22 protein-coding genes are annotated in these 21,905 nt (G+C 32.2%); 11 read left to right on the plus strand and 11 right to left on the minus strand.

Annotation, left to right across the window (positions count from 1 at the left end; all coding sequences use genetic code 11):
- Nucleotides 1-3: 3 nt before the first annotated feature.
- Complete coding sequence (locus DESAMIL20_RS01770; protein ID WP_086033170.1) at nucleotides 4-1,185, plus strand: HD-GYP domain-containing protein; 1,182 nt, start codon at nucleotides 4-6, stop codon at nucleotides 1,183-1,185.
- Here the strand turns inward: DESAMIL20_RS01770 and DESAMIL20_RS01775 are convergent.
- Genes DESAMIL20_RS01775 through DESAMIL20_RS01805 form a run of 7 tightly spaced genes read right to left on the minus strand, consistent with a single transcriptional unit; the run spans nucleotide 1,178 to nucleotide 7,479 of the window.
- On the minus strand, nucleotides 1,178-2,800 hold the full coding sequence (locus DESAMIL20_RS01775) for an ABC1 kinase family protein (protein WP_086033171.1): 1,623 nt from the start codon (nucleotides 2,798-2,800) through the stop codon (nucleotides 1,178-1,180). The genes DESAMIL20_RS01770 and DESAMIL20_RS01775 overlap by 8 nt on opposite strands.
- The gene (locus tag DESAMIL20_RS01780) at nucleotides 2,791-3,348 is read right to left on the minus strand and encodes a UbiX family flavin prenyltransferase (protein WP_086033172.1); all 558 of its coding nucleotides are present in this window, start codon (nucleotides 3,346-3,348) and stop codon (nucleotides 2,791-2,793) included. Before DESAMIL20_RS01780 ends, DESAMIL20_RS01775 begins: the two co-directional genes overlap by 10 nt.
- On the minus strand, nucleotides 3,345-4,250 hold the full coding sequence (gene flgA, locus DESAMIL20_RS01785; protein ID WP_158090479.1) for a flagellar basal body P-ring formation chaperone FlgA: 906 nt from the start codon (nucleotides 4,248-4,250) through the stop codon (nucleotides 3,345-3,347). Before flgA ends, DESAMIL20_RS01780 begins: the two co-directional genes overlap by 4 nt.
- Complete coding sequence (gene flgG / locus DESAMIL20_RS01790) at nucleotides 4,189-4,977, minus strand: flagellar basal-body rod protein FlgG (RefSeq protein WP_086033174.1); 789 nt, start codon at nucleotides 4,975-4,977, stop codon at nucleotides 4,189-4,191. The genes flgA and flgG overlap by 62 nt, the downstream gene beginning before the upstream one ends.
- 18 nt (nucleotides 4,978-4,995) lie before the next feature.
- Complete coding sequence (locus DESAMIL20_RS01795) at nucleotides 4,996-5,784, minus strand: flagellar hook-basal body protein (protein ID WP_086033175.1); 789 nt, start codon at nucleotides 5,782-5,784, stop codon at nucleotides 4,996-4,998.
- A 37-nt stretch (nucleotides 5,785-5,821) separates the two neighbouring features.
- Nucleotides 5,822-6,934: a glycoside hydrolase family 18 protein gene (locus DESAMIL20_RS01800; RefSeq protein WP_086033176.1), complete on the minus strand. Its 1,113-nt coding sequence runs from the start codon at nucleotides 6,932-6,934 to the stop codon at nucleotides 5,822-5,824.
- A gap of 2 nt (nucleotides 6,935-6,936) precedes the next feature.
- Nucleotides 6,937-7,479, minus strand: coding sequence for a SurA N-terminal domain-containing protein (locus tag DESAMIL20_RS01805; protein WP_158090480.1), 543 nt, complete (start codon nucleotides 7,477-7,479; stop codon nucleotides 6,937-6,939).
- A gap of 147 nt (nucleotides 7,480-7,626) precedes the next feature.
- On the opposite strand from DESAMIL20_RS01805, the gene DESAMIL20_RS01810 reads away from it, so the two are divergent.
- Nucleotides 7,627-7,932, plus strand: coding sequence for a hypothetical protein (locus tag DESAMIL20_RS01810; RefSeq protein WP_086033178.1), 306 nt, complete (start codon nucleotides 7,627-7,629; stop codon nucleotides 7,930-7,932).
- A gap of 2 nt (nucleotides 7,933-7,934) precedes the next feature.
- Here the strand turns inward: DESAMIL20_RS01810 and DESAMIL20_RS01815 are convergent, their stop codons facing one another.
- On the minus strand, nucleotides 7,935-9,104 hold the full coding sequence (locus DESAMIL20_RS01815; RefSeq protein ID WP_086033179.1) for a molybdopterin molybdotransferase MoeA: 1,170 nt from the start codon (nucleotides 9,102-9,104) through the stop codon (nucleotides 7,935-7,937).
- Nucleotide 9,105: 1 nt separating this feature from the next.
- Nucleotides 9,106-10,125: a molybdopterin-binding protein gene (locus tag DESAMIL20_RS01820; protein WP_086033199.1), complete on the minus strand. Its 1,020-nt coding sequence runs from the start codon at nucleotides 10,123-10,125 to the stop codon at nucleotides 9,106-9,108.
- 110 nt (nucleotides 10,126-10,235) lie between these two features.
- On the opposite strand from DESAMIL20_RS01820, the gene DESAMIL20_RS01825 reads away from it, so the two are divergent.
- The 9 genes from DESAMIL20_RS01825 to DESAMIL20_RS01865 all read left to right on the plus strand — a co-directional run bounded on the left by DESAMIL20_RS01825 (nucleotide 10,236) and on the right by DESAMIL20_RS01865 (nucleotide 20,270).
- Nucleotides 10,236-11,378 carry an amidohydrolase family protein gene (locus DESAMIL20_RS01825; RefSeq protein ID WP_086033180.1) on the plus strand — a complete coding sequence of 381 codons (1,143 nt, stop codon included), beginning with the start codon at nucleotides 10,236-10,238 and terminating at the stop codon, nucleotides 11,376-11,378.
- Nucleotides 11,379-11,429: 51 nt separating this feature from the next.
- Entirely contained in the window at nucleotides 11,430-14,630 is a 3,201-nt protein-coding gene (carB, locus tag DESAMIL20_RS01830) for a carbamoyl-phosphate synthase large subunit (RefSeq protein WP_086033181.1), read from the plus strand.
- Nucleotides 14,623-15,093: a transcription elongation factor GreA gene (greA, locus tag DESAMIL20_RS01835; RefSeq protein WP_086033182.1), complete on the plus strand. Its 471-nt coding sequence runs from the start codon at nucleotides 14,623-14,625 to the stop codon at nucleotides 15,091-15,093. Before carB ends, greA begins: the two co-directional genes overlap by 8 nt.
- Nucleotides 15,094-15,095: 2 nt before the next feature.
- On the plus strand, nucleotides 15,096-15,806 hold the full coding sequence (locus DESAMIL20_RS01840) for a dihydroorotate dehydrogenase electron transfer subunit (protein ID WP_086033183.1): 711 nt from the start codon (nucleotides 15,096-15,098) through the stop codon (nucleotides 15,804-15,806).
- Complete coding sequence (locus DESAMIL20_RS01845; RefSeq protein ID WP_086033184.1) at nucleotides 15,800-16,711, plus strand: dihydroorotate dehydrogenase; 912 nt, start codon at nucleotides 15,800-15,802, stop codon at nucleotides 16,709-16,711. The genes DESAMIL20_RS01840 and DESAMIL20_RS01845 overlap by 7 nt, the downstream gene beginning before the upstream one ends.
- On the plus strand, nucleotides 16,662-17,153 hold the full coding sequence (locus DESAMIL20_RS01850) for a LolA family protein (RefSeq protein WP_143340222.1): 492 nt from the start codon (nucleotides 16,662-16,664) through the stop codon (nucleotides 17,151-17,153). The genes DESAMIL20_RS01845 and DESAMIL20_RS01850 overlap by 50 nt, the downstream gene beginning before the upstream one ends.
- A complete protein-coding gene (locus DESAMIL20_RS01855) occupies nucleotides 17,153-18,769 on the plus strand; it encodes an SPL family radical SAM protein (protein ID WP_086033186.1) in 1,617 nt (538 codons plus the stop codon). The genes DESAMIL20_RS01850 and DESAMIL20_RS01855 overlap by 1 nt, the downstream gene beginning before the upstream one ends.
- Nucleotides 18,770-18,856: 87 nt before the next feature.
- Nucleotides 18,857-19,222, plus strand: a complete 366-nt coding sequence (locus DESAMIL20_RS01860; RefSeq protein WP_086033187.1) for a roadblock/LC7 domain-containing protein — start codon at nucleotides 18,857-18,859, stop codon at nucleotides 19,220-19,222.
- 10 nt (nucleotides 19,223-19,232) lie between these two features.
- The gene (locus tag DESAMIL20_RS01865; protein ID WP_086033188.1) at nucleotides 19,233-20,270 is read left to right on the plus strand and encodes a hypothetical protein; all 1,038 of its coding nucleotides are present in this window, start codon (nucleotides 19,233-19,235) and stop codon (nucleotides 20,268-20,270) included.
- Here DESAMIL20_RS01865 and DESAMIL20_RS01870 read toward each other — a convergent pair.
- Nucleotides 20,267-20,797, minus strand: coding sequence for a GTP-binding protein (locus DESAMIL20_RS01870; protein ID WP_086033189.1), 531 nt, complete (start codon nucleotides 20,795-20,797; stop codon nucleotides 20,267-20,269). The genes DESAMIL20_RS01865 and DESAMIL20_RS01870 overlap by 4 nt on opposite strands.
- Before the next feature lie 2 nt (nucleotides 20,798-20,799).
- Nucleotides 20,800-21,837 (minus strand): hypothetical protein, encoded by a 1,038-nt coding sequence (locus DESAMIL20_RS01875; protein ID WP_158090481.1) that lies wholly within the window; start codon nucleotides 21,835-21,837, stop codon nucleotides 20,800-20,802.
- Between the last annotated feature and the right edge of the window lie 68 nt (nucleotides 21,838-21,905).

Consider the following 21,905-nt stretch of genomic DNA (forward strand, 5'->3'; position numbering starts at 1 on the left):
TCTATGTATTTAATTTCTGTAAAATCGCTCAAACCTAACGATATACTAGGCAAAGCCATTGTTAGTGAAAAAGGGCAGGTTCTTTTAAATAAAGGTGTAAAACTGGACGAGCATTATATCCATATACTATATAAATACGGTTATCAGTTTGTGTATATTGAAGATGATGATACAAAAGATATTACAGTAGAAGATGACATTAGTGATCAGCTTAAAACAAAAGCAATTAAAACAATAAAAAAAGTTTTTGATATTGTAACGCCTGCAAAAGATGATAATGTAGACGATTTTAAACAAATTATAAAAAAAATAGAAAAAGGTGAAATCAAAAAAAAATTAGCAGACTCTCCATTTATTAAATCAATAGAATCCATATCATACGATATTGTAAATTCTTTAGGGGATGTTAAGGTTTTAAATGGCATGGCAAGTCTGAAAAGACAAGACAATTTTACATATCAGCACTGCCTTGATGTAACTATTCTTTCTGTAGCCCTTGCAAGTAAGTCACTGTATACAAAAAAAAGACTCGTTGAACTTGCAAAAGGGTGTTTATTGCACGATATAGGAAGGATTTTAATAAACAAAAGTCTTTATACTCAACCTAGAAAACTTTCTAGTACAGAGTTTGATCTTATCAAAAAACATCCTCAAATAGGCTATTTAGTATTAAAAGACGTTTCTCAAGTAGGCATAATTGCCTCTCACATTGCTTATCAGCACCATGAGCAACAAGATGGCCTTGGCTATCCAAGAGGATTAAAAGGCAATAATTTGCTTCCAGTGCCAGATAAACTTGCAGAAGAAGGATACATTATGCCTTTAGCCGAAATCGTTTGCGTTACAAATGTTTATGATGCTTTAGTCTCACCTCGCGTATACAGATCCGCCTATACTCCAGATCAAGCATTTTTTATAATGAAAAGAATGGCTGGCAAACAATTAAACATAGAGGCTTTTAGGGTTTTTTCTGACATGATACCTGCCTATCCTATTGGTACGACTGTGTATATTTTAAATGGTAGGTACAAGAATTTTATAGGCGTAGTTTCTAAGATAAATCAAGAAAATCTAACCCGTCCAACAGTAAGGCTATTGTATAATGCCTCAAAAAGACGCATATCTCCACTTGAAATAGACCTAATAAAAAACCCCATTTTGAATATCACTGGGGTAATTATTTGAGATCTTTATCTGCTTTATAAATACCAATACCTAAAATTATTATAATAACAATGGGTATAATTAACTTAATCGGTAAGCCGAGAAATGTTTTGCCTAAGTGATCTTTTATTAAAATTGAGCTACCAAGTATTACTGCGCTAATTATTAAACTGATACCAATTTGTTTAGCAACTAAGCGTATTGTATTTATAAGCTTATCAAGTCCATTAATTTCTATTTCAACTTTAATATGGCCGCTTTCCAAAGCACCTTCGGCTTTTTTAAACAAAAAGGGTATTTTATTTGCTAAAATTGCATAAGTTGCATTAGGTTGTAGAATTTTTTTAAAAATTCTAAATGGTGAGTAAAGTTTCTTTGCAAAACTCTCAAAGTAAGGTTTTGCTGTTTCTGTAAAATTAAAATCCGGGTAAAATTGCTTTCCGACACCATCTGCTATAATAATAGCCCTAAGCAATCTTAAAGAATTTTTGCTGATAATTATATTGTATTTCTTTAAAATTTTGAATAAATCTTTTAATACTTTTGATATGTATATTCTTTTTAAAGGTAGAGAATGATATATATCTATTAGTTCTACAATATCTGATTTGAGATAAGCATTGTTTAAAATATTTGTATTTAGTGTGAAATTAGATACAGACAATAAAATTTTATCAGCATCTTTTTGTATAAAGCCCAGTATCATTTCAACTAAATTTAATTTATCCTCTTCTGTTACTCTTCCGACCATCCCATAATCCAAATAGCAAATCCTGCCATCATGCATAATAATGATATTGCCTGGGTGAGGATCTGCATGGAATAAGCCTATATCAAATATTTGTATCCAGAATACTTTTGCGCCTTCTGTGGCTAACTTTTCCGTATTAAAACCTGCAGATCTTATAGACTCTATATTTGTTGCCTTATACCCATCTATAAACTCCATAGTTAGTACATTGCGTGAAGTGTATTCCCAAAAAACTTTTGGCACATAAATGTTTTTAAATTGACTTAAGTTTTCTTTGAATGTTTGCATGTATTGTGCTTCTATTTCGTAGTCAAGTTCTTTTTTAATAGTTTCTTCAAATTCTATTATGAAAGGCTTTATCTCAAAATTAAAATAAAGTTTTAATTTTGAGTTTAGATAATCGCCAATTTGTTTTAATAACTCTATGTCGGCTTGTATGGTTTTTTCTATGTTTGGTCTTTTTACCTTAATTGCAACAGTTTGACCACTAGTAAGAATCGCTTTGTGTACTTGGCCCAATGAAGCGCTTGCTTCTACATTTTCGTTAAAATAAGAAAAAATTTCATTTAATGGTTTTTTAAATTCTGTTTCTATAATTGATTTCACTTTGCTAAATTCAAAAGGTGTTACATCATCTTGGAGTTTTTTTAACTCTTCTATAAATTCATACGGTAAAATATTTTCTTGAGTAGACAAAAGCTGTCCAAATTTTACAAAAGTAGGACCTAATTCTTCCAGTAGTTTTCTAAATTGTTCTGGGGTTGTTGAAGGTTTAGTTTTGCTAAATTTTATATTTTTTGTGACAAAACCAAAACCATACTTTGCAAGAATAAATGATATTTCGCGAAATCGCCTTATATTACCAAAAGTTCTTCTTATTTCCATCGTTTAGAAATGTCGTTTTCTATACCTGTAACATCTAATACTTTACCAACAACAAAATTAACTAAATCATCTATAGTTTTGGGTTCGTTATAAAAAGCAGGTACAGGTGGGACAATATTTACACCAAGCTGCGCTAATTTTAGCATGTTTTCTAGGTGTATTGCAGAAAATGGCATTTCTCTTGGGCAGATTGTTAACGTGCGCTTTTCTTTGATAGCCACATCGCACATTCGAGCAATTAAGCTCTGCGAAAAACCCATAGCAACACTTGAGAGCGTTTTTATTGAACATGGTATTACAATTGTTTTGTCGATTAAAAACGAACCACTTGCAAGTGGAGCGTAAAAATCATCATTGTTAAAATATTCAACTTTAAGTGATTTAAAAAATTCAATCAAATCTGTCTGCATTTCAGTTTTTGCTATTTTTATAGCATCAATTGACGCTACAGCAAAGATTTGAAACTTTCTTAAAGCGCTTAGATATTCTAATAATTTTTTTGCATATATAATTCCACTTGCACCGCTTATGCCAATGACAATTTTCATTGGATTACCTCAACTTTTCTTAAGCCAATCACTCTTGCATTTCCAATCCTTTTTGAATTAAATTCTACTTTTATTATATCACCTTTATAGCCCATTTGCAAAGCTTTGGCGCTTGTTTGTATGTCTATGCCATTTTTGTCATACATAGCACTTACAATATCACCAATATTGACTAGCATTTGTCTTTGTGTATTGTAAAATGTAAAAAAACTACCTGCCTTAATATTGCCCAATGCTTTTGCGCTAATAATCGAATCCTTGGTTGTTATTACATAAGAAGGTACATAGTCAACCCTTTTATATTCAATGTCATCTTTTGAGATTACTTGGTAGCTTCTAATGTCTTGGCTTGCTATGGGTACAAGCGAATCAATCTTTTTTACGTATTGTATAAAAAAATTTCTATAAACTTGATTATTAAGCATAACGGTTAACTGTATCCAGCTATATTCTCCATAATTTTTTATACTGCTAATGCTTAAAGTATAGTGATTATAGGGCAGGGCGATCGGGAGTTTTGTCTGTATGATTAAGTCTTTTTCGTCCATTAATTTGTATATAGTGTCAGCTGTTATTAAAAATGCCTTTCGTTTTACTATAGAATACGATCCGCAAATATTATAATGCATATTGTTACCATTTAATATGCTTTTTAAATAATCAGCATCGATTTTTGTTGTTTCATTTGGCATAGGAGCCAACGAAATGGGCATTTTTTCAATATTTTTTGGATATTTTGAAGCTATGTCTGATATAAACACCCTATCTGAGTTTACTTCAACATTTTTTATTAAATTAATATCGCAAGCTATTGAGAGGCTAACAAATATAAATATAAAGCTACTGCTTGAGATTATTAGCAGTTTGCAACATTTGATCAGATGTTTGTATAACTTTTGCATTTGTCTCATACGCCCTTTGAGCTGCTATCATATCGACCATTTCTTGAACAACACTAACATTTGACATTTCAAGGTAACCCTGATTAATTGTCCCAAGACCGTTTATACCTGGTGTACCCAGCGTTGGTGTGCCTGATGATACAGTTTGTTGAAATAAATTTTGACCAATTGCTTTAAGACCTGCTGGATTAGCAAAAAAAGCAAGTTGTATTTGACCAAGCTGCGTGGGTGTAGTTTGACCTGCTTCCAACACAGAAATTGTACCATCGTTTCCCACGCTTATCGATGTTGTATCCTGCGGCACAGTAATTTCTGGTGATAAAGGATAGCCGTCTGTTGTAACGATTCTACCGTTATTGTCTAATTTAAAATCACCGGCTCTTGTGTATGCGATTGTTCCATCTGGCATTGTAATTTGGAAAAAACCGCTGCCTTGTAATGCTAAATCAAGTGGGTTTCCTGTTTCTTGCAAACTACCTTGCATAAAATTTTTTGATACATCTGCTAATTGCGTACCCAAACCAATTTGTATACCTGTTGGTTCAACTGTATTGGAGGTCGTGTTAACACCAGCTTCCTTTTGCGTTTGATATATTAAATCTTCAAAATCAGCTCTAGAACGCTTAAAACCCACTGTGTTAACGTTTGCTAGGTTGTTTGCTATAACATCTATGTTTGTTTGTTGGCCCTGCATGCCAGTAGATGCTGTCCACAATGCCCTTATCATTTTTTATTTCCTCCTTTTTTAAGTAACGCTGCCTATCTGGATTGTATTAGGTATCAGTTGGTTTGCAAATGTTGATATTACTTTTTGATAACTATCATATGAGCGTTGATTTTGTATAAGCTCTACCATTTCTTTTACAATATTAACATTTGATTGTTCCAAATAACCTTCTTTTAGCATAAAGTTTGCTGTTAATTGTGGCTGCATGTTATTTACTGGCACAAAACAATTATCGCCCACTTTTCTCAAATTTCCATAGTTGCTAAAATCTCTAATTGCGATAGTGTCTGTTTGCGCTCCATTGTCTAGAACTGCACCAGTTTGAGAAAAAGCTGTTTGAGAATCAACTTTAATAAATTTTCCATTCTTAAAATAATTTTCACCCAGCACAGGGTAATTTGTGCCTCTTTGAACCAATATTCCTTGACTATTTATACCAAATTGACCGCCTCTGGTATATTCTATACCATTTGGAGTAAGCACAGCAAAAAAGCCTCTGCCTTCGATTGCAAAATCTAGCTTATTGCCCGTTTTTTCTAGAGAGCCTTGCGTAAAATTTATGTAGTCTTTATCCATATGAACAACTGAATTTACAGCTTCATTTATAAAATTTGCCGCTAATTGTGTGTTTTGCGCAATGGGTAGTTTGGCTTCACCATAGCCATTAAATTCTGACCAGCTTTTCTGATTAATACCTTCACTTTTAAAACCAATTGTATTTGAGTTTGCTATATTATTTGCAATGTTGTTTACCCTTTGGGCTGCAATAATCATTGCACTAGCTGACGTGTAAATACCACTTAGCATCAAAGCACCTCCAAAGCTAAGTGTAGCAAAATCTGTTCTAGTTTAATAACTGATTATTTTTTATTGTTTGAACGAGATCTGGTAGCAAGAGATGATGGTTATCTACGATATCTTGAGTTATTTCCCATATTGCAATACCGCCTAAATTCATCTCAAAAGCATAGCGTATCTTATCATTAATTGATGATGAGTCGTCAAAACTGTAGTAGATCTTATTTTTTTTATTTACTAAATATGGTGTTTTTGTCATAAAATCCCAAAAATATTGATAATCTTCGTTTTTTAGAAGGGATAATATATTTCTATATGTAGTAGCAAAAGATTGATTGAATTCTTGACATGGTTCGTCAGCATTAAAAGCCCTGCCATAAAATGGTATACCAAGAAGTATTTTTTTAGAATCAATTCCTCTTGCAAGCCAGTACTCAATGCTTTTTTGTATATCGTGTGTGTTGCAAAAACCTGGTTTGAGCGGAGCATTGTAACCACTAATGTGACTCCAAGCCCCAGAATAATCATAAGACATAACGACAAAGTAGCTTACAAAATATTTTAAAAAATCAATGTCAAAATATCTGCCACTATAATTTGCATAAGGTAAATCGACGCAAATTATATAGTCATTCCCAAGGTTTTGTTTCAAAATTTGAACAAATTTGTTCAAATTTAAAGCATCAGTTGAATTTTTTGGAAATTCCCAATCTATATCAACGCCATTATACTGGTTTTTCTTAATAAAATTTATTAATTGATCAGCAAAATTTTGAAATAATTGAGGGTTGTTTAGCACACTTGATAAATAACCAGAATTGCCACCGCCGCCAACAGACAAAATAACTTTTATGTTCTTGCTTGTAGCAATATCTACAATTTCTTTATTGTTAAAACTTTTTGGTACAACAAGATTGCCATTTCTATCCGGCCATACAAAAGCATGGTATAATACATTTATACTATTATTTATTGCAATTTGAGGAGGAAATTTTGATTGTTCCCAATAAGGATAGAAACCTGCAATTAGAAAATTTGAAGGCTTATTTTGCGTTTTTATTTCTACTGCTGGCCGAAGCGTTGGAATTACAGAAACTTTTTCTTTGTAGCTACAGCCAGCAAGTAGAGTTAACGCTAAAATTAGCGTTAATAATTTCATTTTTATTTGTTTATAATAATTTTATCCTGCTTTTTTAATTCTTCAATATAACTGTCCAATGCTTGTTTTTTCTTCAAATTTGCCAAATACTGTGAAATCTCAGGTTTTACTTTACTTAATGGCAATATTTGACCTTTTGAATCCTTTAGTTTTGATTTATTTTGATTATAAAAGTCCGTTATTTCTTTATCTGTTGGTGTAAAATTTTGATTGCCAAATTTCTTTTGCAATAAAGCATTAATTAGAATATTGTCTGTTTGAGTTTTAATTTCTTGCGTAACCTGCGGGTCTTTTTCTAAATTGAGTTTTTTTGCTTCATTAAGCAAAACCCTTTCGCTAATAAGTGAATTTAAAACGTTTTCTCTCACTTGCGCGGTGTTTTTATTGTTTACAGCACCAGCAGGAAGAGATTTTATAATATTATCCACAGCCGATTGAGTAATTTCGTAACCATTAACCGTAGCTAATACTTTATCTTGAGTTTGAGCAAAAGCAGTAGCTGTTAAAAAAAACGTCACCAAAAACAAACTTGCCAAAAGCTTCATACGCCCTCCTTTAAAAAACATTAATTTTTTTAGCTATCCAATTGTAGACTACAATAGGCGGTTTTGTCAACCTTAAAATATCTGTTTAATTTTATTATTGACAAAGTCTCAATATTGTATAATCTTAGTGAGGTAAGGAGGGTTTGTATGGAAATTAAAATTGTAAAGATTGTTACGGGAGAAACAGTTATAGGTACAAAAGTGTTAGATTATTTAGAGGATGTTGCTCTTATTCAGGTAATACCATCATCTGGCAGTATCCAACTTGCAATATTGCCTTATGGTTTTCCTTTTGAGGAAAAAATTGGTGGTAAAATTTCTGTAGATAAAATTGTTTATGAATTCGAAGATGTGCCAGAAGACATAAAGAATAAATATTTAGAAGCAAAAAGTGACATTAAAATAAGCTCAACAATACCAGGATCCGACTTAGATTTTAATCTGATAAAATAGTTTTAATCAATTGTAATAACTGTCAAAAGCGTGCCATTTTCTACATCGCCAGTCGAAGCATCAAGCCACACCAAACAATTTGCCTTTGCCATTGAAAAAAAATTGCTTGTGTCTTGAGATTCGAGTGGTTCTATAAATAGACCTTTATTATTATATGTTAAGATTGCGCGATTAAAGTAGTCCTTGCCCATTCTAGAATGCATTGATTTTGTTGTTGAGGCATAATAAATAGCGTTTTTATAGTTAGTTAAGCCTGATAATTTCTTTAAAGCGGGTTTTAAAAATACCTGGGTATTTACTACCAAAGACGAAGGCCAACCCGGCATGCCAAATACTAATTTATCACCTAAATTACCAAAAATTAAAGGCTTACCCGGCTTAACTGTTGTTTCATCAAATTTTATATCAATTCCTAAAGCTTCAAAAACTTTTTTGGTAAAGTCTTTTGTGCCTTTTGATGAACCACCTGTACTAACAAGTATATCGCAGCGTGATAACGCATAACGATAAGTTTCAACCAGCTCATTGATATTATCTCTTATGTGCCCAAAATATATGCACTCGGCATTTAGCTTTTTTACAAAGCCGTTTAGATAAAAGTAATTCGTGTTGTAAACAGACCCTTTTTGAGCTGTTGCACCAGGAAAAACAACTTCATCACCTGTTGTAATAATGCCAACTATGGGTTTTTGATATACCTCAATCAAAACTTCTCCCACATATGCAAGCAGAGCCATTTTTTGCTCGTTAATAAGCTCTCCTTTTTTTATTACAATTTCACCTTTTTTGATTTCAGATCCAGCAAAAACAAAATTTCTATACTTTTCTACATTTTTGCTTAGTTTTATATAACCATCATGTTTTTCAATAAGTTCTACTTCAATAACTGAGTCGCATATTTGGGGTATATCATTGCCTGTGTTTAATCTAAAGGCGCTATTTTCATCAAACTGGTTAATATCGAATACTTCTTTTAATGGTTTGTCTTTATTTTTATAAACTATTGCATATCCATCCATTGCCGTTTTATTTAGGCAAGGGTAATCTGACTTTGCTAGAATATCAATGCAAGCTACCCTCCCCAAAGAATCGCTCAAAAAAACCGTTTGTGACGGCTTTGTTTTAGAGCAATCCAGTACAATCTCTAGCGCTTCTAAGACATTTTTCTTCATATTACTTTCCAAATGGGCATATTGGATATGTGCAGTAATCGCAAAAGTGGCATAATCCCCCTTCACTATAAAATTTTAGCTCTTTTTTATCAATATGGTCTTTAGCAAGCAGTCGTGGCAAAAAAATATCTAAGGCACTTGCTTTATAGTATAGACTACCTGCTGGCACAACGCAAATCGTGCTATTTTCAAGGTATCCAATGCTTAAATTGTTTGCTGGCTGTATTGGATTAGATTTAAATACAAATTTCACTTTGGCTTTTGATAGGGATTGTTTTGTTACATCGTCTGGATCAACACTGCTTCCGCCGCAAACAAATATCAAATCAGCTGTTTTTAATTGATTTAAAGCTTCAATAATGGCTTTTGTATCATCTGGAACTATTCTACAATCGTTAATTATGCAACCATATTTTTTTAGCTTGCCCTCAATATGACTTTTAAATAAATCTTTTCTCAAACCATAGTAAATTTCATTTCCAGTAATTATCGCATTAATTGTTTTGACGCTGTAGGCAATAACATTAAAAATTGATGTATCGAGAATTTTTTTTACTTTTTCTAATACTTTTTTCTTTGTATAAAGTGGAATAATGCGAAAAGCGGCAATGGTTTTGTTTTCATTGCATGCAAAGTTATTGTGGATGCAAGGTAGTGATAAATCACTGATAGCGTTTATTTTAAACAATTTGTTTTTATCTATCTTTAATAAGCCATCAATTGCCGAGTAAAAATTGATTTTGCCTTCGGTAGGAGACTTATCATAAAAAATATTTTCTCCTGCAATGTATGGGGCAATTTGAATAGCAAAATCATCTTCATGGATATCATTTTCATCTGGTATTAGCTTATAAATATAGCTTTTACCTATTGATTTTAAGATATCAACATCGCTTTGTCCAACTATATGGCCTTTTTTAAAGCGAGCACCCTTAAAACCCTCTTCTTTGTTAATATATGTAATGTCATGAGCTAAAGCTAATCCAACGCTTTTTTCAACAGGAACTTTTATTTTTTTCACAAGGTAAATTCTAATTAAAGCTGTTTTTTTGTCAAGCGTTTTTTTGTAAATTATATAACGGTTGCTTAAAGTTGACATTATAAAAAAATTGATATAGTATTAACTTTTATATGGAAATGCTTTATGCAAAGTGGTTATTCAATGGTAAAGAAATATTAAAAGGGTTGGGCTGTGTAAGCCACAACAATATGGTAGTTGACTTGTTACCAATTAAGCTTGCAAAAAAAACTTACCCTGAAGCAGTAGTAAAAGATTATGGAGAGGGTGTTTTATTTAGCGGTTTTGTTAATGCCCATACGCACCTTGATTTATCCAATGTAAGTATTGAGCCATACTTAGGCTTTGTAAAATGGCTAAAAACGATGATAGAAACTAAAGTTCAAGCCAACGAAACTCAAACGGATGAAGCCATAAAAAAAGCACTTGACAGCTTAATTAAAAGCGGCGTTTGCGCAGTTGCAGATATTAGCAATACGCTTAAAAGCTGTAATTATCTTAAAAAAATACCAAAAGCTATTGTTTTTTTTGAAAACTATTCTTTAAGAAAAAAACAAGCGCAAGAAAAAATAGCCTATATTGAAAATAACATTGAAAACATAAGACAAACATACAAAATGAAAATTGATGTTACAGCACATTCTGTGTATTCAACACATAGAGATTTATTGGGGTATACAATGCTAAAGAACAACCCAAAGTTTGGCAGTGATTTATTTAGCTTTCATTTTTTAGAAAGTGAATTTGAAAATCCGTTTGTTAACTCTAGAGGCGATTTATTTGAAATGCTACAAGAAAAAGGTTTAATAGACAATCAGCTTCATTTTTCAAGCGCAATCGAGTACATAAAAAGCTTGGGAGATATAAAAAAAGGCTTATTTGTTCACTGTGTTCATATTAAGCCAGATGAAATTGAATATTTAAAAAGCATAGATGCTAGTATTGTAATAGCTCCGCGCAGTAACTATTACATAAGTAAATCCTTGCCAAATTTAGAACTGTTGAAAAATAGCGGCATAAATGTTGCAATTGGCACAGATTCGCTTGCAAGCAATTGGGATCTAAATATTATTAATGAATTAAAATTTTTATACAAACACTACAGTCATATTGATCCTGCTTATTTTTTTGGGATAGCAACCACAGGGGGTTATACAGCACTCAACCTCCACATTGGTTTTAAAAAAGGTTTTTATGCTTATCCGTTCTTTATGGAAACAACTACAAACAATGCCCTTGAAGAAATTTTGCAATAAATTTAAAAATTTGTATTATGTTTAAGACACTTTGAAAAATGAGGTTAATGTATGTCAAAAGACAACTCTATAAAAAAGGTTCTTATTATAGGCTCTGGTCCGATAGTAATTGGTCAGGCATGTGAATTTGATTATTCTGGCACTCAAAGTTGTAGGGCTTTATCAAAAGAAGGGATTGAGGTTATTTTAGTTAATTCTAACCCGGCCACAATTATGACAGATCCACAACTTGCAAATAAAACCTATATCGAACCAATAAGCGTAGAGTTTATTGAAAAAATAATTGCAAAAGAAAGGCCAACGCATTTATTGCCAACATTGGGCGGTCAAACGGCTTTAAATACTGCCATGGGTCTTTATGAAGCTGGTGTGCTTGATAAATACAATGTCAAGCTCATAGGTGCAAATATAGAATCTATCAAAAAAGCTGAAGATAGAGAACTATTTAAAGAATCTATGCGCAAAATAGGCCTTAAAACGCCAAAATCCACAGTTGTTAGAAGCCTTGAAGAGGCAAATATTGCTGTAAGCGAGATTGGTTTTCCTGCAATTATTAGACCTTCTTTTACACTAGGAGGTACTGGTGCTGGTATTGCCTACAATAAAGAAGAGTTTGAATCTGTGGTAAAATGGGGTTTAGGTCAGAGTCCAATTAGAGAAATATTAGTCGAACAATCTGTAATTGGCTGGAAAGAATTCGAGTTGGAAGTAATGCGAGATAAAGCGGATAATGTTGTGATTATTTGCTCAATAGAAAATTTTGATCCAATGGGCGTTCATACTGGTGATTCAATTACAGTTGCACCAGCGCAAACCCTTACAGACAAAGAATACCAATTGTTAAGGGATGCAGGTATTGCAATAATTAGAGAAATTGGTGTAGAAACAGGTGGATCCAATATACAATTCTGTGTTAACCCACAAAACGGAGAATTTTATGTAATAGAAATGAACCCAAGAGTATCTCGCTCAAGCGCTTTGGCAAGTAAAGCTACGGGTTTCCCCATAGCTAAAATTGCAACGCTTTTAAGTATTGGTTATACTTTAGACGAAATATCCAACGACATAACAAAAAAAACCCCTGCAAGTTTTGAACCAACGCTTGACTATGTTGTTACCAAAATACCACGCTTTACATTTGAAAAATTTAATACAAAAGATGAAATTGGTATGCAAATGAAAAGCGTGGGCGAGGTTATGGCAATTGGGCGTACATTTAAAGAATCTTTACAAAAAGCCATCCGCTCCTTAGAAATGGATCATTATGGCCTTGAAGATGTAGAAGAAAATGATATATCAAAAATTATTGATAAAATTGTGCACCCAAACAGCAAGAGACTCTTTTATATTGCAAAGGCTATGAGAATGGGAATGTCTGTAGATGAAATATATAAATATTCATTTATTGACAAATGGTTTTTAGCTAATATAAAGCAAATACTGGACATGGAAAACCAAATAAAATTAATTGGTGTTAATATAGAAAATATCAGAAAAATAAAACAATATGGTTTTTCTGATAAATATCTTGCTAAACTTACAGGTAAAAAAGAAGAGGACATAAGGTCTTTTGCAAGAAACCTTAATGTTAAAAATGTTTACAAAATGGTTGATACGTGCGCTGCTGAGTTTGAATCCTACACTTCATATTTATATTCAACCTACGAACATGAAAATGAGTCAAAGAAATCTAACTCCAAAAAAGTCGTAATCTTAGGCAGTGGCCCAAATAGAATTGGTCAAGGTATAGAGTTTGATTACACATGCGTGCATGCAAGCCTCACATTAAAAGAAGAAGGTTATGAATCTATAATGATAAATTGCAACCCAGAAACTGTGTCTACCGATTATGATATTTCTGACAAACTTTATTTTGAACCTTTAACATTTGAAGATGTTATGAACGTTATAGAAAATGAAGATCCAGAAGGCGTTATTTTACAATTTGGAGGGCAAACACCACTAAAGCTTGCAAAAGATTTGCAAAAAAATAATGTTAAAATATTAGGTACAGACTCATCAAGTATAGATTTAGCTGAGGATAGAGAGTTATTTAAACAACTAATTGACCAGTTAGGCTTAAGACAGCCAAATAGTGCAACAGCTACAACAATCGAACAAGCAATAAACATAGCAAACAATATTGGCTATCCTGTGCTTGTTAGACCTTCTTATGTGTTGGGCGGAAGAGCTATGACGATAGTCTACGATCAATCGCATATGGAAAAATATTCGAAAGAAGCCATAAAGGTCTCTGGAGAGCATCCTATATTAATAGATAAGTTTTTGGAAGATGCAATAGAAATTGATGTTGATGCACTATCAGACGGTACTGATACGGTTATTTGTGGTATAATGGAACACATAGAGGCAGCTGGCGTGCACTCTGGAGATTCTGCTTGTTCTCTGCCGCCAAGAACATTGAGTAAGCAAATGATTGATGAGCTAACAAACCAAACAATAATTATATCAAAAGAATTGAATATTAAAGGTTTTATAAATATTCAATTTGCAATCAAAGATAAAAGCATCTATATTCTTGAGGTTAACCCCAGAGCATCCAGGACAATACCGTTTGTTAGCAAAGCCACAGGAATTGCTTGGCCAAAAATTGCCACAAAAGTATTGCTTGGACGAAAGCTTAAAGAGCTTAATGTTAGAGAAGTAGTTCCACAATATTATGCTGTTAAGGAAGTTGTTTTGCCATTTGCTAAGTTTCCAGATGTAGATGTTGTGTTAGGTCCAGAGATGAAATCAACGGGTGAGGTTATGGGTATAGATAAGGATTTCTCACTTGCATACTATAAAGCTTTTTATGCAAGTGGTTCGGTTTTACCCGTAAAAGGTAATGTATTTTTGTCTCTTGCTGATAAAGATAAATCCTATGTGGGTGAGATTGCCCAAAAATTGATCAATTTAGGTTTCAAAGTTTTTGCTACTCAAAGGACTTACAACATGATCAAAAATTTGCACAATGTTTTTTATGTAAAAAAAGTTAGTGAGGGCAGGCCAAATATACTTGATTTGATAATAAACGATGAAATAAACTTTGTCATCAACACGCCATCTGGTAAAGTATCTTTTAGCGACTCATTTCATATAAGGAGGTTATCGCTTTTGAAAAATATACCATACTGCACAACTGTTTGGGGAACTTTGGCAAGCATAGAAGCCATAACGGCAAAAATTAATTCACAAACTATAGATGTAAAAGCAATACAAGATTACTATAAGGAGCCTAATAATGGGTGATAAAGCTTTTTTTACGCCAAAAGGATACAATAAGCTCATTGACGAATTAGAAAGATTGCAAAAAATCGAAAGACCGAAAATTATAAAAGAAATAGAAGAAGCTCGTGCAAAGGGTGACTTGAGTGAAAATGCTGAGTATCATGCTGCAAAGGAAAAACAAGTATTCATAGAAAAGCGCATTTCTGAAATCTCAAATAAAATTAATAAAGCTTGTATAATAGACCCAAATAGTGTTTCAAAAGATAAAATAAGCTTTGGATGTAAGGTAAAATTGCTCAATACAGACACAGATGAAGAAGTTGAATACATGATTGTAGGCGAAGACGAAGCAAACCCAAATGATGGCAAAATATCCGTAAATAGCCCTATTGCGCTTGCACTTTTGAGCAAAGAGGTTGGTGATGTGGTAAGCGTTAAGGTGCCAGCAGGTATTAAAAACTTTGAGATAGAGGATATCTCTTAATCATGAAAACAATCGTTTTAAACAATGATCAAGTTGCAAAAGATACTTACTATCTACAACTGCAAGTACCCGAAGGATTTAAGTATGAACCGGGCCAATTTTTAATGCTAAAAATAAACAAGCTTAACGAACCATTGCTTAGAAGACCGTTCAGTATAGCAAAAGTAGATGAAACAATAGATATTTACTATAAAGTTATAGGTCTTGGAACAAACATTTTAAAATCGTATAAAAAGGGTGATTTAATTGATTTTACTGGTCCTTTTGGTAATGGGTTTGATTTAAGAAACAAGCGTATTGTGTTGTGTGGAGGCGGTATTGGTGTTGCGCCGCTTATTGGTTTAAAGTATTTTTTAGATTCAAAAAATATTACATCACATTGCTTTTTTGGTTTTAACTCAAAAGAAGACTGTTTTGTTGATTTTGGAGAAATTGCAACGCTGGATGGCTCTTTAGGGAAAAAGGGCAGTGTGGTTGATTTGTTGGAAGATTTAGACAATTCATTCCATGTTTATGCTTGCGGTCCAAAAGGCATGTTGAAGGCATTGTGTGAGCTTGCAGATAGAAAAGGTTTTAGTATGGATATATCGCTTGAGTCTAACATGGCTTGTGGCTTTGGTGTGTGCTTGGGATGCAGTATTAACACTATTAATGGTTACAAACAGGTTTGCAAAGATGGCCCAGCGTTTAACTATACGGAGATTATATGGTAAATTTAGAGGTAAAACTATCAAATTTAAGATTCAAAAACCCCGTATTAGTTGCCTCAGGTACATTTGGTTGGGGTATTGAGTACAATCGTTTTTTTGACATAGGCTTGCTTGGTGGCGTAATTGTTAAAGGCTTAAGTCTAAACCCAAGGCAGGGCAACCCGCCACCGCGTATTGTTGAGACACCATGTGGTATGCTAAATTCTATTGGTTTGCAAAACATAGGCTTAGAAAAATTTGTAAGTGAAGTTTTACCTCAATTTGACAGTATAAGAACAAATTTAATAGTGAATATTTATGGAAGCGAGATTGGAGAATTTGTGGAGCTTGCAGGTAGACTAAATAATTATAAGCAAATCGCCGCTTTGGAAATTAATGTATCATGCCCAAATGTAAAAGCAGGTGGTGCAGCATTTGGTAAAGATCCAGAGGTTGTTTTTGTATTAATTTCTAGTATAAAAAAAGTCTGCGATAAAACTATTATTGTTAAATTAACACCAAATGTTACAGATATTGCACTAATTGCTCAAGCAGCTCAATCTGCAAAAGCTGATGCTGTAAGCTTAATTAACACTCTAACAGGAATGATTATTGACACAAAAACAAAGAAGCCGTTTTTAGGCAATAAATTTGGTGGACTAAGCGGTCCTGCTATTTACCCTGTAGGTTTGAAGATGGTGTATGAAACCTATGAAAAGGTTAATATACCGATAATAGGTGTTGGAGGTATATACAACGCAGACGTTGCAGTTCAATATATACTGGCTGGCGCATCTATGATACAAATTGGCACAGCAAATTTTGTAGAGCCAGATATAAGTTTAAAAATAATTGAAGGAATAAGGAGGTACTTAGAAGATGAAGAAATTGATGATGTTAATAAGCTTGTTGGTCTTGCTCACAACTAGCGCATTTGGATATACGCTTAAAGATTTAGGCATATCGGTTAATAACTATCAATTTTTACATTTTAAACAAATTGCCATTAATGCAATGACAAAACAAAAAATTGAAAGAAGCGGTACATTAACGATAAAAAAAGGTCAATACATGGTTTTTGCGTATAATAATGAAACGATAAAGCTTAAAGACTCAAAAGCTTACGATACGATTGGCAATAGCACAAAAATATACCCGCTTGAAGGTTTTAATCAAGTGCTCTATAACCTGTTTTTGGGAAAAACCAACATAAATTCAATTTTCAATATAAAGAAGGTAAACGATTATTTTCTTTTGACTCCTAAAGGAAAAACCAATATAGCTCAAGTAGAGCTATACCCTAACAATCAAAAACTAAAAGAGATTAAAATTACAGACATATACGGCAATATTATTATATTTGATTTTTGATGTTGCTTTTGGCATTTGAACATCTTGGCGAAGCTAAATTATTTATAGAGCACTTTGATGCGCAAAAAAGACACAGTGTTTTTTGCGCAGATGGCATTGTAATATATGTTAATTATGGTAAAGGTGGTTTGAGTTTAGCATTAAATATAGCAAAATTGAATGAACAACTCAAACCACAACTATGTGTGCTTTTTGGTCTTGCAGGAAACCTAGCAAGCCTAAAAATAGGTGAAGTTGTAGTAGTTAATAAAGTAAAGCTTTTAGATTCTAGCTTAGACCCCATCTTAAATCCTGTTGAAATAAATTCTATAGATGGATTCAAAAATGTTGATTGTTTAAGTGTTTTAGGTAATTATGCATTCGATAAAAACTTAAGCTATCTTGCTGATTGCATTGATATGGAGGCATATTTTTTTGCAAAAGCTTTAAATGAGTTGGGTATAAATGGCTTTATAATAAAATTAATAAGCGATAATAATAACCAATTTTCAAAAGAATTTAAGTTCGACTACTCAAAAGTTGTTAAAATACTTGAGCTTTTAAAACAGATTGCAAATAACAATTTAACAGAGATATTCCTAAATACTGCCATAGCTAATGTAAATGTACTTTTTAACTTGAAAAAGCTATTTGAAAAAAAACGCTACACATTTACAATGCGTCAGAATGTTTATAAAAAAATTAAAATAAATACGGCAAAAAACATCAAAAAACCCTTTAAACTCAAATACATATTGTGCGAAAAACCGCTAAAAGGCGATTGTGATAAAAAAATAAATGACTATGTAAGTTACTTTCACAATCTAAAAGACAAATGTGCACTAATTTATGCTACAAAGAAAGGTGAATTTTTGAGAAAAACACCTGATAATTATACGCCTGCAAATACATACGGGTACTCTATTATTCAGTCTTATAACTGCATGTATGATTGTTCGTATTGTTTTTTAAAAGGCTATTTTAAAACATTTAACCCCGTTATATTTAAAAATATCAAAGATTATTTTTGCGCTATTAAAAAAACTCTTAAAAATGACAAACTAAGACCATTATACTTTTACTTAGGAACATTTTCAGACCCTGTAGCCCTTAGTATTTTTGATGCAAGTTATATAAAATTTGCAAGGTTTTTTGAAGAACTTGATGCAATTCTAGAAATTAGAACAAAATCAGTTATGATAGATAAATTATTAAAAGAAAAACCTTTTAAAAATACAATAATTGCTTTTTCTCTAACCCCTCAAAATGTTATAGATAAATTTGAACCATATACGCCAAGTCTTGTAAGACGGCTGAATGCTATAAAATTATTGGATCAAGCTGGATTTAATATAGGGATTCGCTTTGATCCTTTTTTTGTTGACAATGCAGATGATTATAAAGATTTTATTAATGCGTTAAATGAAATAAAACACCTACATTCTATTGAGATTGGACTGTTAAGATTTTCAAAAAATGAATATAAAGTCTTTTTAACCAAAAATCCCGGTATATTATCTAATTTAGTTCTTAAAGATGATATGTACATCCAATCAAGCCAAAAAAACATAAAAACGCTTGTTAACAACTTACTTTGCAATTTCAAAGATAAAATATACTACAACATGATTGTTTAAGTCTTTAAAAAATACTATTAAGCTTTATATGCTTGACATCTTTAATTAATTATTATATAAGTTAAAAAATTACATTGGAGGTTAATAATGAAAGAAGAGGATCTTAACGCACAATTGGCTGAATTAGTTAGACTTAATCCTCAAATTGAGGGTTCAGCTTTAGTTAGCTCAGATGGTTTAATGATAAGCTCCCAATTGCCTGCTAATTTCGATGAAGACAGGGTTGCTGCTATGTCTGCTGCATTGCTAACGTTAGGTGAAAGAGCTGTGGATGAATTAGAAAAAGGCGTGCCAGAGCAGGTTACCGTAAAAGGAGACAAAGGCTATATTATATTGACATCAGCTGGCAGTGAAGCAGTTTTGATTGTTCTTGCTAGATCAGATGTTAAGTTAGGATTGCTTTACTTAGATATTAAAAATACCTCAAAAAAACTCAAAGAATTAATGTATTAAGAGGTGTGTAATGAGCGATGAAGATAAAAAAGAGCGTTTAGAGAAGCTAAGTGGTGCTCATGTTTTTTGGGCATCGCTTGTTGGATCTTCTTACGATTTAGGGATAATGAACCAAGCTATTATAGTGCCTGCTATGAAAGCTACGGCGCAAAGGCTTGTATTACACCAAATGTACAAAAAATTACTCCCAAAATTTAGCATGCAAGAGAGTTTAGACATTAATATAAACAAAGCAATGGATGCCTTAAACGAGTATCTTTTGTTTGCCAATCATTATAACGTATCTGTCTCGCAAGAAGATTCCAGAATGATTGCAACGGTTACTATCAGAAAAGATTCCTGTATGTTTTGTCCAGTTGGCGTAGGCGGTGGGCCAGTTGATACAAGCGTATGTCCATATCCTCCACTTTTTTCTACATATCTAGATGTTTTGGCAAAAAATACACTTTCATTTTTAACACCAAAAATGAAAAAAGAAGAAAAAGGCTACATGAAAAAAGAGCCTGAAAGATGCATTATGAGTTTTATTTTTGAAGAAGATGAAATTTTTAAAATTACTTATGAAATTTTAAAATCGTCAGCTGAAAGGGTGCAAATTACAATAGAAAATGCTCTAAAAGATGGCAAAATAACAGAAGAAGACCTTTGGGACAGAAACTATGTACCTATAGAAAATACAAATCCACAAAAATACAAAACTAAATTTACTAATTTTATAAAAACATACATACAGCCTATTGAAGATGAAGTGCTAAGTATGAATAAAAAATTTGTCTTTGTGGTTTTGGTTGATGAAAACGGCTACTTACCAGCACATAACTCTATCTATGACAAGCCCCTTACAGGCGATTATAAAAAAGATCTTGCAGGGAACCGTTCAATGCGTATCTTTAACGACCCAACAGGGTTTGCAGCTGCAAAAAACACAGACCCTATTTTGTTTCAGATCTATCCTCGAGATTTAGGAAAAATCATGTACGATATTTCTATGCCAATAATAATAAATCAAAAACATTGGGGCGCTTTGAGAGTTGGTTTTAAAGATTAATCTTCTTCAATTAACTGCTCTAAAGCAAGCAATATAGCTTGCTTTACTTCCTCTTTATTTTTATTTGAAATTTTAATGAGAGGTATTTCTTGCGGTTTATTTGAAAGCAATGACTTTATGGTTTCATCTTCTATGCTATTTGGTAGGTCTTTTTTGGTAAGAGCAAATACAGCTGGCAGTCTTTTAATTTTCATAAATTCGCGGTAGTATTTATACATGTTTGAAACAGATTCTTCGCTGGTTATGTCACCTAGTACTATAATTGCCAGAGCATTTTTTTCCAAAATATCGTAAATAAACTTAAAGCGTTGTTGACCGGGTGTTGCATAAATGTGTATTATAATATCCTTATCTATAGTTATTATTCCAAAATCTATAGCTACAGTGGTAAAATTTTTTATTTCTTTTAATCCACTTTCTGTAACGGGCTTATCTGTAGTAATAGGATCGATTTCGCTAACACATTTTATGAATTCTGTTTTACCTGAATTAAAACTTCCTGTTACAATAATTTTGTAAATTGCCATTTCTACAAACCTCTAATTTTATCTAATATCTTATGTAAAACACCTTTTTTAATTTTTACGTCAAATTTTACATTTGCATCTTGATCCGAAGATAAATCGATTATACGCAGGATATACATAATTACAATGTTTTGCAAAACTTTTATGTCATAGTTGTAGCGTCTCATTATTTTGTCAAGGCTTATATCAGAATTATTTGTTAACCACTCTATATCTAAATTGCTACCAGGTAATAAGGAACTTTTTACAGCATATAACGGTGCTTTTACATTTATAATACCTCTATCTTTAGGTAAAAGTGCCATTAAGTGATCTTTATTCGTAATATTTTTTATACCTTCCCAAACAAAGTATTTTAAACTAATGCGAGGGGTATTTTCATTCGATATACTTGATAAATCTGATATTTCTATTATATCTTGAGAAACATAAAGGCTTGAATAATTGAATATATCGTAAAAATTATTAAAATCAGAGTGTAAGAAATTTATCTCGCTGCCTACTATAAGAATCTTTAGCAGTTTATTATCAACTAAAAAACTAATTTTTTGATTGCTTCTAATGGAATTTAAAAATTCACCCAGTCTAACTTCTTTATAATTATCAAATGTTATTTTTTCTAATGTTTTTAGTTTGTTATCAATATTTAAGATAGCTGTAAATATTTCTTTATGGAAAGATGGATATGAAATAGCTATTATATCTTTACCGTTTGGTATAATGTCTAAGTCATCTTTTAAAATGACAATAGATGGCCTAACAAAACCTGGCCCTAAATTGCTAGTATTTATTTTTTCTAAGAAAGCTTCAGCAAGTTTTACTTTTGTTGTAACACCTTTGTGGTTTCCAATAATGATAAAATTATAGTTTATTATGTCATCCTTTATTTGGCGTGGGTCATCAACCCATTCCACAGACCATCCATCAGCACTAAGCATATACTGTAAGATTTTTGCAAGCAAATCATCATCTATTACTAAATAAGCTTTTTTGGTTTTTTCTAATTCTTTTTGCATCTTATGAATGATTTTATATAACATAACCACTGAAGTCAAGAAAATTGTTAAAAAATTGATAAAAAAAATATTTGTGTTATAATAACTAAAAA

It is taken from the genome of Desulfurella amilsii (genome assembly GCF_002119425.1).
Lineage (GTDB): Bacteria > Campylobacterota_A > Desulfurellia > Desulfurellales > Desulfurellaceae > Desulfurella > Desulfurella amilsii.